The following is a 14,276-nucleotide window of genomic DNA, read 5'->3' as shown; positions in this document are numbered from 1 at the left end:
AAAAGGCAGCCTAGGCTGCCTTTTTCTTTTTTATTATCTTAAGCCGTGCCGCCGACGGTAAGCTGGTCAATTTTCAGCGACGGCTGACCCACGCCAACCGGCACGCTTTGACCGTCCTTACCACACACGCCCACGCCCTTATCGAGCTCAAGGTCGTTACCGACCATGGAGATTTGCTTCATCACCTCCGGGCCGTTACCTATCAGGGTCGCGCCCTTAATCGGTGTGGTGATCTTACCGTTTTCAATTAAGTAGGCTTCCGAAGCGGAGAACACGAATTTACCCGAGGTAATGTCTACCTGACCGCCGCCGAAGTTAGGCGCATAGATGCCCTTATCGACCGAGGAGATAATATCCGCCTGTGAATGCTCACCGGCCAACATATAGGTGTTGGTCATACGCGGCATGGGCAGGTGAGCATAAGACTCACGGCGACCATTACCGGTAGGCGCTACCCCCATCAACTTGGCGTTATGCTTATCCTGCATATAGCCCTTAAGGATACCCTTCTCAATCAGCACGTTATAACCGGCAGGCGTCCCTTCATCATCGATATTCAAAGAACCGCGACGATCGGCCATGGTGCCATCATCAACCACGGTGCAGAGCTCTGAGGCCACCTGTTGACCTATCTTACCGCTAAAGGCCGACGCCCCTTTACGGTTGAAATCGCCTTCCAGGCCATGGCCTACCGCTTCATGCAGCAGCACGCCCGGCCAGCCTGCGCCTAACACTACCGGCATGGTGCCCGCAGGAGCATCTATGGCTTCAAGATTCACGCGCGCCATGCGCACCGCGTCCTCGGCGTAGTGCATCCAGCGCGGCTTACCTTCAACCAACTCTTTAAAGTAATGAAAATCTGTGCGACCACCGCCACCGGCACCGCCGCGCTCACGGCGTTCGCCCTTGGTCAGCAATACAGAGCAGTTCAAGCGCACCAGCGGACGAATATCCGTAGCAAAGGTGCCATCACTGGCGGCAATCAACACCTCTTCATAAACCGCCGACATGGAGCTAACCACCTGCTCAACCTCTGGCGCCAGTTGACGGATATAATCTTCCACTTCATGAAGCAGGGCTACCTTGTCCGCATCCTTCATGCTTTGGATGGGCTGCATGGGTTCAAACTGGCGCTTTACATCCTGCTCGCTAAAGACCTGCACCTTGCCATCCTGACCGGCATCGGCAATGCTGCGCGCGGCCATGGCGGCATTATTAATGGCCTCAAGATTAATGGCATCGGAATAGGAAAAACCGGTTTTTTCACCGCTGATAGCGCGCACGCCAACACCACGCTCTATGTTGTAGCTGCCTTCTTTTACCAGGCCATCTTCCAATACCCAGGACTCGTTATAACTCGATTGAAAATACAGGTCGGCATAATCCACTTTGTGCTGGTGAATATAGGCAAGGGCTTTGGCGAGATCATCACGGTCAATATGACTCTGGGTTAAGAGATTGTGCTCTACTTGGCTCATAAAATTACTTTTCTCGCTTGGCGGTGAGCGGCCATCGGCATACGCTCACGGCATTGATTTAATTCGTTGCTATCCAGGGTGGCGCTAATCCAACCTGGACCATGGTCGCGCTCGGCGATGATCTCGCCCCAAGGCGACACTATCACACTGTGGCCATAGGTTTCGCGGCCATTGTCATGATTGTGCTCGGTGCCATTACGACCATATAAACCGGCGGCCACCACATAGGCCTGGCTTTCAATGGCTCGGGCCCGCAACAAGGTATGCCAATGGGCACGGCCGGTGGGCACGGTAAAAGCACTGGGAATAAGCAGCACATCGGCGCCTTGTTGCACTTGCGCCCGATATAATTCACTAAAGCGCATATCATAACACACACTGAGTCCCAGCCGCGCAAAAGGCGTGTCGGCCACCACGACCTGCTCGCCGGGCTGGGTATGCTTAGACTCGCGGTAATTGCCTGTGCTGTCGGCGACGGTGACATCGAAGAGGTGGATTTTATTGTACTGGGCACGCTCAACGCCCTGCTCGTCAATAAGCAAAGAGGCGGCATAATAGCGACCGCTAACGCTCATCACGGGTAGGGTGCCGGCGGCCAGCCAAATACCTTGCTCTCGACACAGCTCAGCCAAACGTTGGCGCCAGGCTTGATGCTGTTCGGCCACGGCCAGAACCTGCTCGCTGTGTTTGGCAAAGCACAGCCAACTCTCGGGTAAACACACCAGAGCGGGACGCTGCGGCGGCAATTTGGCTATCAAGGTTTGCACCGCGGCGAAGTTCACTTCGGCGTCGCTTTGGGCGCATAGTTGCAGGGCATGAATAATCACTGTGGTTGAGGCTCCAGATCGCCATCTTCCGGCGGTTCGTTTTGGGCCGCCTGGGGTAAGGTCACTTCACGGCTCTTACGGTCAAGTTCGATCACCTGTGGGTCGCTCATGGGACCACTGATCTTAAACTTAATCTCGGAGATCACCCTTGCTGAGTGGATCACCTTATCCAGCGCTAAGGCCGCCAGGCCGGTCACCGGATTGACCATCCAGGCCACGATAACCGGCAGGCTGGATGTGACCTGGGGCGCCACAGAGAGATCATAATTAAGGGTTTGGCTGTTAAGATCGGCATAACCTTGAATCGTTAAATCCGCGGGCACACCGTCCATTTTAGTGTCCTTGGTATAGGCAATACCGCTGGCCAACTGCATGCTGCCTTCCATGCTGTTGTAGAAAAAGCCTTTGGCAAAGACATCACGGAAGTCCAGTTTCAGCTTACGCACCAGTGAGTCCAAGCTCAGCAGTGAAAAGACCCGAGCACCGCCATCACTGATCTCGCTTAAATGCCCGTCTCCGAGGCGCCATTCGATATTGCCACCCAAACTGGGGATATCGAAGTCATAGGGTGCACCTTGCCAATGCAAGGCAAAATCCATGCTGGCATTCGAGTCCTGAACCGTAGAGGTGATATCGAATTCATCGAACAACTCGCCGATATCATCGCTGTTAAACTCGCCTTGCAGTGCCGTTTGACCATCTCGCCAGATACCATCGGCACGTAAGATATGCTCGCCCTTATCAACGACTAGGCTTTTAATATTAAGCTGCTGGCCGTCGCCCTCGAAGGCCATCGTCACCTTATCCAGTTGATACTGATTGAGGCGACAGTCGCTGCACTCAAAGCGCACCGCCGGCAGGCGCCCCAGCCAGCTTAAATCTTGCTCAGGCTCTTCTGCGACCTGCTCGCTATCCGGCTCCTGCGCCGTAGGCACATTAGCGCGCAGGTAATCGGCTTGAATATGAATATCTCTGGGCTGCTCACCGGTTGGGATGTCCACTCGCCCCCGTAATTCCTTGGCGGTCAGCTTTAGATCCATCGCCCCTGGGGTCGGCACCAGGGTAAATTCCAGTTCGTTAAAGGGCACAGGACCTAACTGCGCCTGACCAATTTGTCCTGCCACCTTATGTAATTGAGGCATCACGGAGGCGCCGCTTGCAGGACGACTCGAGACGCTAATAATATTGTCTATCACCGGTTGCCACTGCAGCACATCCGCCTGCGGCAGGTTTATAGACACATCGAAACCTTGTTGATTCAGGCCCAGATTTTGCTCGCCGACGATCAGGTGAGCATTGCTCATCCGCCCGCTGCCATTATCTAAAATACCGTTGAAATACAGCTGACCATCGAGCTCGGCCATGATCAAATTGGAGATATCATCACCCTGGATCAGCGCATTAAGGGGTAATACCTCTTGCGCCTGTTTATTGTAAGGCGCAGGTAAGCTGCTGCTAATGCCAATAAGGTCGCTTTGCACATGGGCCTCGTAATTAAACCCCTGTTCGCCAAACCTCAGTTGTAGATGAGCATTCAATGGCGTTTTACCCTTAAGTTGCGGCGCCAGCAAGCCATTCAGGCTTTGCTCCAGCTTGGCCGTATCCGCTTCCAGGGTAAGCTCGATATCCGTGTTATAGCTGTCGCCTTCTTGCGCCCCCAGCAAACTAATGGTGAGCGGCATTCCCTGCCAACGAGCGCTGGCTTCTTTGATCTCGATACGATCGTTAGCAAAACTCAAACGACCGTGTAAGTCTTGCAGGTTCAAACCGGGCTGCGCCAGATACACCGGATTGCCGGCAAACTCAACATCGCCCTTTGCCAGCACACCACCGCCCTTAAGGTCGATTTGCAGTTGTAACTGCCCGGCTAGGCTGCCCTGGGCCTGGATCACCTCGAACACGGTTGCCAGCGGCTTGGCCAAGGGCGTGTCGGCAAAAAACGGTTGTAATTCGGGCGCGTCGACCTGCTCGTTAATATCGATAAACAGGGTCTCAGCATTGAGCAAGTCTTCCAGGTAGACATGCACACTGCTGTCCAGGCTTAAATTTAACAACTCCCCTTCCCGGCTGTAGATATCCATGCGCTGGTTGTCGAAGTTCAGGCTAACGCCTATTTCATCCAGCGCCGGCCATTGGGGAGCAAAAGCGAATTTGGCGTTATCGACCTCGGCCTTAACAATAAAGCGGCCCTGGTTTTCGGTGTATGGGAACTCGGCGATCGGCCCCTGCATCAGCAGCTGGGCAAAGCGCATGTCACCCCCCTTAATAGCGCCGTTAAGGTAGTCGATCAAATTTTTGTGCATATAGGGCACGGGGAAATAGGCCCCGGCACTGGCGGCACTGCCACCACTGATTTCCGCGTATAAGTCCAGGTTAGGCTGCGCCTCAAGACGCAAAGCAAATTCGCTCACCAGTTGCAGATCATCATTGCTTAAACGTACGTTGTCGCTTTCAATTGACCAATAATCACCATGGTTATAAAAGGCTATTTCCGCTATCAGTTGTTGATAGGCCAGAGGCTGGCTAAAGGTATCACCGGTGAGCAGGTGGTTGTCGCTCCCTTGCACACTTAAGAGCCCTTTTTCATTGGTGATATGTGCCGTCGCGCTAAGATCCTGCGCCCCGGGAATACCATGAATACCAGACCAGCCCAGATGCTCGGCAGCAAACCACAGGCGCCACTGATCGGTGTTTTGCCAGTGAAAGAAGCCCTCGTTGATAAAACCCTGAGGCTGGATAGACAGCAACCCCTGCAAGGCTTCCCCCTTGGCCAAACGGGCAAAGGTGGAGACCATGGAGATATCCAAATCCTGCACCCATACCTTTTGCTCATCGCTAAACAAGCCATCGAAGATCAGCGGTGACCACTGGAACTGCTCGTCACTGAGCTGTAACCCGGATGTGCGTACGCGCCACCCCTTAGCCTGAGGGTGAATTCGCACCATGCCTTGTTGCAACTCAAGGTATTCTTCTTGTTCACCGTTGCGCCAGGACAACTTGCTAGGATGGGTTAATACCTGCACGTCGGTCAGGCGTCCACCGGCAAAATGCAGCCAGGATTCAATATTCAAATCCGATTGCAGTTCCTCAAGCTCGGGGCGCAGGTAATCGTTTAGCCAACCCGAAACATCCAGGCTTTGCGCCTGCACATAGAGGTCACCGTACACCCCTCCGAGAGTTTCACCGGATAATTTGAGCCGCGCCTCCAAAGAGTTCTGCTCAATCCCGGGCAGGCTTACCTGCCCCTCGGCATAATGCCCATCGAGGCGGTTTTCCCACACCAGGTTTTCTAACAAAATGCGGTGGTTGCGGTTATCCAGGCTGATGATATTAAGTTCGCTGTCTTCTATGGCAAAGTGCCCGGAGGCACCGAGGAACAGGCTTTCTATCAACGCTTGTTGCTGAGAGTTATTACTGCTTTGCTCGTTAGTAAATAACTGTCGGGCGTCGATTTTGGCCTTAAAGCCATTCAAGACAAAATAATTAGAACGTAATTGTCTGTGCAGCAGGGATTGCCACAAATTGATATGGAGGCGGGTTTGCCCCACACTGACGCTGATCGGCGCTTCGGCGTTATCGGCAAAGCCCACTTCATTGACGACCAGGGCCGGGCCATTGCCCTGCCAACTGGCGCTCAGTGAACCTATAGAGATATCGGCGTTAAGCTGCTCGCCAAGAAACTGCTCGACCTGGACTCGGTAGTCATTGGCATAGGGCAAACTGTATTTTAATAGCGATACAAGCACGGCCAACAGCACCAAAATAATGGCGCTGAGTTGCCAAATTTTTGTGACGCAAAAAAAGCAAACCGACCTGGCGTTCACTACATCATCACCACATCGAACTGCTCTTGGCTATACAGGTTTTCGGTTTGAATAATCACTTGCTTACCAATAAAGAGTTCTAACTCGGCAAGATTGTGATATTCATCGTTGATTAGCGCTTCACTGACGGCCGCCGAGGCATACACCATAAATTTGTCGGCATCATAGGCGCGATTAACGCGCACAATCTCACGGAGGATTTCATAACACACGGTTTCCACCGTTTTTAACGAACCACGACCGGCACAGGAAGGGCACACGCCACAGAGAATATGCTCCAGGCTCTCGCGGGTGCGTTTACGGGTCATTTCAACCAGCCCCAACGCCGATAAGCCATTGATATTGGCCTTGGCTCTATCCTTAGACAACGCCTGCTCTAAAGAGTGCAATACCCGTCGTTTGTGCTCATCGGAGATCATATCGATAAAATCGATAATGATGATGCCGCCAAGATTACGCAACCGCAACTGGCGGGCGATAGCACTAGTGGCTTCAATATTGGTGTTGAAAATGGTTTCTTCGAGGTTGCGGTGGCCGACAAAGGCGCCGGTATTCACATCCACCGTGGTCATGGCTTCGGTCTGGTCGATAATAAGATACCCACCGGACTTCAGCTCTACCTTGCGGTGCAGTGCCTTTTGAATTTCATTCTCAACGTCGAACAAGTCAAAAATGGGGCGTTCACCGGGATAATATTCCAGTACCTTGTGAAGGTGGGGCACAAATTCTTCGGTAAAGTTCACCAACTCCTGATACGTCAGCTTGGAGTCGACACGAATGCGCTCCATGTCCTCGCCGACGTAATCACGCAAGGTCCGAAACGCCAGCTTTAAATCTTCGTGGAGTATGCTTTCTTTGCGCGTTTTCTTGCGCTTTTCAACGATCTTCTGCCAAAGCTTCTTGAGGAATTCGGCATCATGCTTAAGCTCATGCTCGCTCGCCCCTTCGGCAGCGGTACGCACGATAAAACCACCGTTTTCATCATTGTACTGGGCGACTATGTCTTTAAGACGCTGGCGCTCCTCATCGCTCTCGATGCGTTGGCTAACACCCACATGGGTAGCGTCCGGCATAAACACCAGGTAGCGAGAGGGTATGGTGATGTCAGTGGTTAATCGAGCGCCCTTGGTGCCGATGGGGTCTTTGACCACCTGCACCATAATATGCTGGCCCTGACGTACCAGCTCGCGAATGTCCTGCACCTTTTTCACCGGCTGTTCGTCGAGCCCGTCCTCAAAGGAGGCGCTGTTGACTATGTCCGATGCATGTAAAAATGCAGCCTTATCAAGGCCGATGTCGACAAACGCCGCCTGCATGCCGGGCAATACGCGGCTCACCTTGCCAAGATAAATGTTACCCACGATACCCAGGTTGCCAATACGCTCAACCTGGACTTCTTGCAGCACGCCATTTTCGATTAAGGCGACGCGACTCTCACTGGGAGTCACATTAATAAGTAATTCTGAGCTCATGCTAAAATTCAGCTAGTAATTTTTGTGTCTCATACAAAGGTAACCCCATCACCGCAAAATAGCTACCGCTAAGGTGGGTGACAAAAGCCCCCGCGCGCCCTTGAATGCCGTAGCCTCCGGCCTTGTCATGCGGTTCGCCACTGTGCCAGTAGGCGGCTATTTCCGCTTCGCTCAGTTGCTTGAAGGTGACCTGAGTGCCTACCACCACACTCCTAGTGTGCTCTGTGTCCGCCAGGGCCACCGCGGTCAGCACCTCATGACTGCGGCCACTGAGTTGGCCCATCATGCCTGCAAAGTCGTCAAAGTCACGCGGTTTACCCATGATTTGCCCGTCGCATACCACCACGGTATCGCTGCCCAGCACCGGGCGGTCGTGATAGCCAAGAGCAACGCCGGTTTCAGCCTTGAGGCGAGCCAGTCGCTCGGCCAGTGCCAAGGCGCTTTCGCCATTCAGGGGGCGCTCGTCGGCATCCACGGAAAACTGTTCAAATTCAACGCCCAGTTGCGCTAAAAGCTCGCGGCGCCGAGGCGACTGCGAGGCAAGATAGATTGGCTTCATGATTAACGGATCCGAAAATGACGTCGGTATTTACGCAGCAGCAAAAACAGCCAGGGCCAACAAATGGCACCGGTTAATATCGGCCACAGGTATTGTGGCGAAAAGTAGACATCCAAAAGAAAGTGATGGAGCCAGAACTGCAACAGGTGATGCAAGGCCAGGAATACGGCCACTAATAAGCCTTGCTGCCAAATCGAAAAATTACGCAGCTTTTGATAATTGCTGGCGGTGATGTAGATGGTCACCGCGTAGGTGAGCGAGTGCACCCCAAGCGGAGAGCCGGTAGCCAGGTCGATGATCAACCCAGTTACCCAGGCTGCACCGATATTGACGCGGTGTGGCAGGGCCAAAGACCAATACATCAAAACCAGAAGTACCCAGTCGGGACGAAACGATTCCATGGAAATCGGCAAGGGCATCAGCGCCATCACCAAGGAGAAAAAGACGCTTAAGACAATGAGCCCATACTGCTTACTCATCGATCTTTACCTCTTGCATCTGGGGTGTATCGGTTAACACCAGCAATAGTCGAATGCGATCGAGCTGCGCCACTGGCTGCGCGTAGATTTGCGCAAAGGGGCGACCCTCATCACGATTAATATGGGTTACCACAGCAACCGGATAGCCCTCGGGAAAGCGCTCCCCAAGTCCCGAACTTAACAGCACATCGCCAATGCGAATATCCAAGCTATGGGGGACATGAGAGAGTTTAACGCTGGAGATCTTACCCATGCCCTCAACCACGGTGCGCACATTGTTTCGCAGCACTCGCACCGGGGTAGCATGGGTGGTATCGGTGATCAGCAAGACGCGGCTGGTGCTAGCGCCGACCTGGATCACCTGACCAACCACACCCAGCTCATCGATAACAGCCAGGCCTTCGCGCAAACCATCCGAGGTCCCTTTATTGATCACCACCTGGTGACTGTAAGGATTCGAGTGTACGGATAACACCTGGGCAACCAGTTTACCTTGCTGCTGTCGTGGATTTGAACCCAATAAGGCGCGCAGCTTTTCGTTTTCCTGGGCCAAGAAGGCATATTGCTGCAACTGTTCGCTTTGCAATAATTGCTTGTTTTTTAGGGCTTCGTTTTCTTTTAGCAGTTGATCGCGGGAGGTCAGATTTTTAGCGCTGGTCGAAAGCAACTCATAGGGAAGATTGGCCAGATAAAGCAAAGGGCTGACCAGGGTATTAAGCGAGGTACGGACTGCGGTTCCGCCACTGGTGTAGCGATCCCCAAGGATAAGTATGACACTAAGCACAACTGCGATGGTTAATCGCAGTTGCATTGAAATAGTGCGACCAAATAATAGATTCATTAGTCGTAGCTAAATACGTCACCACCGTGCATATCGATCATTTCCAGGGCTTTACCGCCGCCTCGAGCCACACAGGTCAGAGGATCGTCGGCCACCACTACAGGGATGCCGGTTTCTTCCATCAGTAAGCGATCCAAATCTTTCAGTAGTGCGCCACCGCCGGTTAAGACCATGCCGTGTGCAGAAATATCCGATGCCAACTCTGGCGGCGATTGCTCCAGCGCCACCATCACGGCACTCACTATGCCCATTAACGGCTCTTGTAGGGCTTCTAGGATCTCGTGCGAGTTCAGTGTGAACGAACGCGGCACACCTTCGGCCAGGTTACGACCACGCACTTCTATTTCTTTCACTTCGTCGGTCTTAAAGGCCGAACCGATCTCATGCTTGATTTGCTCCGCCGTGGCTTCACCGATCAGGCTACCAAAATTACGACGTACATAGTTGATAATGGCTTCATCAAACTTATCACCACCGATGCGCACCGATGATGAATACACAACACCGTTCAATGAAATAATGGCAACTTCCGTGGTACCACCACCGATATCGACCACCATAGAACCCGTTGCTTCAGATACCGGTAATCCGGCACCAATGGCTGCCGCCATCGGCTCTTCGATAAGGTACACCTCGCGGGCACCGGCTCCCATGGCCGACTCGCGAATAGCACGTTTTTCAACCTGAGTAGCGCCACAGGGCACACAAATTAGGACTCGTGGGCTAGGACGCAAGAAATTATTGTTGTGCACTTGCTTAATAAAGTGCTGAAGCATTTTTTCGGTCACATAAAAATCGGCGATAACGCCGTCTTTCATGGGACGAATGGCTTTAATATTACCCGGAGTACGCCCTAGCATTTGTTTTGCTTCAGTTCCCACCGAAGCCACACTTTTCGGTCCACCAGCACGTTCTTGGCGAATGGCTACTACCGAAGGTTCGTTAAGGACGATGCCTTCTTCTTTTACATAAATCAGGGTATTCGCTGTACCCAAGTCGATCGATAGATCGTTGGAGAAAAGACCACGGAGTTTCTTGAACATGGGACTGGTTGACCTTTGAAAATTCTTATTATCTGAAAGCTTGGGACACTTTACCAATGCAACTGCGTCGCGGCAACATAAAGCTTGCTTTGGTTTCTAAAAAACAGCGCGTTAAGTGCCGTATGTGCACAACTTTGACGGCATCTGGCGACATACGCATAAAGTAGTATAGTGCTGACCCGCCTGCGACAAGCTGCGCAAAGCAATGCACGACAGCTCTACCTCTTCAGCGCAGGCGCCGCCATTGGGCGCCCATTGTCCACCTCTGCGCTTAACAGTAGCTGACTCTGGGATAAAAGTGTCGGATCCTAGGTTGAGACTGGCTTTTACCCTGGTTGCAACGGATAATAGCGCAGCATCCACATTGTAAATACCCATAGCGAGTAAACAGGGTTACCCATGAACCTGGTCGAAAATACAATCCCCGAATCCCCCCTGCAGCAGATTCAGGATGCGTTGCTAACCAAACACGGTGTTCGCTTAAGTATTAAACGTGACGATTTGCTGCACCCCATTATCCATGGCAACAAGTGGCGTAAGTTAAAGTACAACCTGGTCGCCTTCGCTCACTCCGGAAAATCGGAACTGCTGACCTTTGGCGGCGCCTTTTCCAATCACCTTTACGCCAGTGCTGCCGCCGGCAAAATATTCCGCCTTTCAACGAGAGCCATAGTGCGCGGCCCGCAATTGGATCAACGTAACCCGACGCTACGCTTCGCCAAGGCCTGCGGCATGCAACTGCATCCAGTCACTCGCATCGAATATCGCCAGCGCAATAGCCCGGAGTATCTAGAGCAATTACAGCAGCGCTTTACCAAGGCTTTTATCCTACCCGAAGGCGGAACCAATGCCGCTGCCTTAAAGGGGGTCGCTGAGCTGGCCAATAGCCTGCCGGAACATCAGTTTTTAGTCTGTGCCACCGGCAGTGGCGGCACCCTGGCGGGGTTGCTGTCCGGGCAAACACAGACCCAGGTCATGGGCATAGCGGTATTGAAAAATGCCGAATACCTAAAAACGCAAATCGCCAAGCTGCAACCTAGTCCCAACTGCGATTGGCGTTTACTCTGTGATCATCACGATGCTGGTTATGGACGTTTTAGCCCCGAGCTATGGCGCTTTTGCCAATGGTTTGAACGCACCCACAAGGTGCCCCTCGAGCCCATCTACAGCGGTAAAATGCTCTATGCCCTCTGGCAATTGATAGAGCAGGACTACTTTCCCAGTGGCAGTCATATTATTGCCATTCATACTGGTGGTTTGCAGGGCAAGGACGGGCTCAGGTATCGCGGTCTTATTGGGACAAATTGAAGGCGCTAAGTTGATTTATGGTACCGGTAAAATAAAAACCTTGCGCGCCTTGCACTCCCAGCTGTTTAAGTACCTCGGCCTGTTGATGGCGCTCAATGCCGACCGCGTAAACAGTGATCCCCAAACGCTGAGCATTGGCGACATAAGATAAAACCCGGCGCTGAATATGCCTGTCCGTATCCACATGACTGATCAATTCGCTGGCCAACTTAATCGCCTTAATGGGCACCTTCAGGGTGTTTAAAGCATCGGTGGGCCACTTGCTTAACTGATCAACAATAACGCCACGCTGGCAGGGCGGAGTACTTTTTAAACGCTTAGCGATCAGCCTGGGTTGTTTGGCCAACAAGGCCGCCGGGCATTCCAAGCAGACCCTGGGGTGTTGCTCTAAAAACTCCCCTAAACGCCGCCAAAAATCGTCATCAAGCCAGGAGCTGGGGTGAATATTTAAACTAATATCGGCCTGGAGCTGCTCGCTCTTAAGCATGGTTTCTAAACGCCTGAGTACGGCAATATCCACGCTGCGCGCGGCACTTTCGGGCGTGCTGTGACTGAGTAAATACTCGGGAGAAATAAGCCCAAGCTGAGGGTGGCGAATGCGCAGCAGGGTTTCGTGATGAATAATTTCCTCATTGTACAAGTCGAACACCGGCTGGAAGAAACACACGAATTGCTCGTTGTTGATGGCATCGACCAAGGAACACGACTTGGCGGCCAGTAACATGGAGTGATTATGACTAAAGGGAATGCGGTAACAATGTTTATGTTCACTCTGGCGAGCCAGTGCTAGTGCCGATTGGCAAAGCTGGTACACCACCGCCTGATCGGCACCACTGCGATAGTTACAGAGACCGACTTTGACCTCGGAACGACGTAGATCGGGCAATAGACTACGGCAGCATTTTAGCGCCATGGCACTGAAATTTTGCAGGTGACTCTCCAGCTGCTTATAGGCCACCTCTTTAACCGTAATGGCAAAGCAACCCGAATTAAGTATGCTCACCGACACCCGTTGCTGATGCTGCAACTGTTCTTGCAGCAGGGCTTCGAATAAACTGGCAATCCCGGACGCCACCGAGCTCAAACGCTGGCAATAAACAATGGCAAAAACGCTCTGATGAAGCTGGTTGACTCCCAACATATTGGCACTGGCCGGGGGCGTGTCTTTATCAGCGGCTTCTTTTTTCTGTCCGCCGTAACGAGTCAGCGCCCTGGCCGAACGCCACTCGGTCTCGCGCAGCCAATGTACCGTGCGCCATAAGAAAATAAGCAACAAGACATTAATGGCAATAAACCAATGGCTGTGCTGCAGCCACAATGGCTTACTGTAAACCTTGAGCGACCCTGAGCTCAATGCCAGATCAAATTGCACCGGCATCACAAAGCTGCCCTTTTGCGCCTTGCTCGATAAGCCATAAGGCGCCAAGGCCGAGGACACAACCTGCTCACTGACACTGCCCAATTGCTCAAGCCGTGTTTCCAGTTGCTGTAATTGTGATTGCCGTTCCTGCATCAAGGCCCACACCAAAATGGCGTTGATCAACACCATCACCAGCGCCCCAATCATGCAGGTTAAGCCAAGCCTTTGATACTTTGTAAAAATGGACAAACCCAAGGTCTATTAGTCTTAGTTACTCATGACTAAAGTGTTGTCCATGTATAGGGGAAGCTCAAGTGCGAGACCATAAAAAAGCCCCGTATTACGGGGCCTTCAGAAGAAACTATCTAGATTTCAATAAGCTTGCTTAAGCAAGCCGACTCACCTTAGAACGGAATATCGTCATCGAAATCGATTGGTGGTTCCATTGGGTTAGCAGCGCCACCTTGAGGAGCATTTTGTGGCTTAGGAGCAAAGCCGCCTTGTTGGCCACCTTGTTGGCCGCCCTGCTGGTTGCCATAACCACCGCCTTGTTGGCCACCTTGTTGTGGGGCAGCTTGCTGCATGCCTTGGTTACCCTGCTGTGCATAGCCTTGCTGTTGTGATTGGCCATAACCACCACCTTGCTGGCCACCCTGGTTTTGTGCCTGGCCGCCACCGAAGCCGCCTTGCTGTTGACCACCTTGGTAACCGCCTTGGCCGCCACCTGGATTCTCACCACGACCGCCCAGCATCTGCATTTTGCCGTCGAAACCGTCGACCACGATTTCCGTGGTGTATTTTTCCTGACCGCTTTGGTCGGTCCATTTACGAGTTTGTAATTTACCTTCAATATAAACCTGTGAGCCTTTACGTAAGTACTCGCCGGCTACCTCGGCCAATTTACCGAACAATACCACGCGGTGCCATTCGGTACGCTCTTGCATTTGACCCGTGTTCTTATCCTTCCAGCTGTCGCTGGTCGCGATGCTAATGTTAGCAACGCCATTGCCGTTAGGCATGTAGCGAACTTCAGGGTCTTGACCCAGGTTGCCCACTAAAATCACTTTATTAATACCGCGCGCCAT

General features: G+C 52.5%; 11 protein-coding genes. 1 reads left to right on the top strand and 10 read right to left on the bottom strand.

Annotation, left to right across the window (positions count from 1 at the left end):
* Positions 1 to 38: 38 nt before the first annotated feature.
* From tldD to KD147_RS05795, 8 genes are read right to left on the bottom strand one after another with little or no spacing between them, the layout of a single operon-like run.
* Positions 39 to 1,478: a metalloprotease TldD gene (gene tldD / locus KD147_RS05830; protein ID WP_212547214.1), complete on the bottom strand. Its 1,440-nt coding sequence runs from the start codon at positions 1,476 to 1,478 to the stop codon at positions 39 to 41.
* Positions 1,475 to 2,305 (bottom strand): carbon-nitrogen hydrolase family protein, encoded by an 831-nt coding sequence (locus KD147_RS05825; RefSeq protein WP_212547213.1) that lies wholly within the window; start codon positions 2,303 to 2,305, stop codon positions 1,475 to 1,477. Before KD147_RS05825 ends, tldD begins: the two co-directional genes overlap by 4 nt.
* Complete coding sequence (locus KD147_RS05820) at positions 2,302 to 6,129, bottom strand: YhdP family protein (protein WP_212547212.1); 3,828 nt, start codon at positions 6,127 to 6,129, stop codon at positions 2,302 to 2,304. Before KD147_RS05820 ends, KD147_RS05825 begins: the two co-directional genes overlap by 4 nt.
* A complete protein-coding gene (rng, locus tag KD147_RS05815; RefSeq protein ID WP_212547211.1) occupies positions 6,129 to 7,601 on the bottom strand; it encodes a ribonuclease G in 1,473 nt (490 codons plus the stop codon). Before rng ends, KD147_RS05820 begins: the two co-directional genes overlap by 1 nt.
* A gap of 1 nt (position 7,602) precedes the next feature.
* Positions 7,603 to 8,160 (bottom strand): Maf family protein, encoded by a 558-nt coding sequence (locus KD147_RS05810; protein WP_212547210.1) that lies wholly within the window; start codon positions 8,158 to 8,160, stop codon positions 7,603 to 7,605.
* A 2-nt stretch (positions 8,161 to 8,162) separates the two neighbouring features.
* Complete coding sequence (mreD, locus tag KD147_RS05805) at positions 8,163 to 8,639, bottom strand: rod shape-determining protein MreD (protein WP_212547209.1); 477 nt, start codon at positions 8,637 to 8,639, stop codon at positions 8,163 to 8,165.
* Positions 8,632 to 9,480, bottom strand: a complete 849-nt coding sequence (mreC, locus tag KD147_RS05800) for a rod shape-determining protein MreC (RefSeq protein WP_105253627.1) — start codon at positions 9,478 to 9,480, stop codon at positions 8,632 to 8,634. The genes mreD and mreC overlap by 8 nt, the downstream gene beginning before the upstream one ends.
* Positions 9,480 to 10,523, bottom strand: coding sequence for a rod shape-determining protein (locus KD147_RS05795; protein ID WP_105253626.1), 1,044 nt, complete (start codon positions 10,521 to 10,523; stop codon positions 9,480 to 9,482). The genes mreC and KD147_RS05795 overlap by 1 nt, the downstream gene beginning before the upstream one ends.
* Positions 10,524 to 10,922: 399 nt before the next feature.
* On the opposite strand from KD147_RS05795, the gene KD147_RS05790 reads away from it, so the two are divergent.
* Positions 10,923 to 11,831, top strand: a complete 909-nt coding sequence (locus KD147_RS05790) for a 1-aminocyclopropane-1-carboxylate deaminase/D-cysteine desulfhydrase (RefSeq protein ID WP_212547208.1) — start codon at positions 10,923 to 10,925, stop codon at positions 11,829 to 11,831.
* On the opposite strand, the gene KD147_RS05785 is transcribed toward KD147_RS05790, so the two are convergent.
* A complete protein-coding gene (locus KD147_RS05785) occupies positions 11,815 to 13,398 on the bottom strand; it encodes an EAL domain-containing protein (RefSeq protein WP_212547207.1) in 1,584 nt (527 codons plus the stop codon). The genes KD147_RS05790 and KD147_RS05785 overlap by 17 nt on opposite strands.
* 197 nt (positions 13,399 to 13,595) lie before the next feature.
* Complete coding sequence (ssb, locus tag KD147_RS05780; RefSeq protein WP_212547206.1) at positions 13,596 to 14,276, bottom strand: single-stranded DNA-binding protein; 681 nt, start codon at positions 14,274 to 14,276, stop codon at positions 13,596 to 13,598.

Origin of the sequence: Pseudoalteromonas sp. BDTF-M6 (assembly GCF_018334135.1) — a bacterium.
GTDB lineage: Bacteria > Pseudomonadota > Gammaproteobacteria > Enterobacterales > Alteromonadaceae > Pseudoalteromonas.
This window is presented reverse-complemented; position numbering and strand designations above follow the sequence as displayed.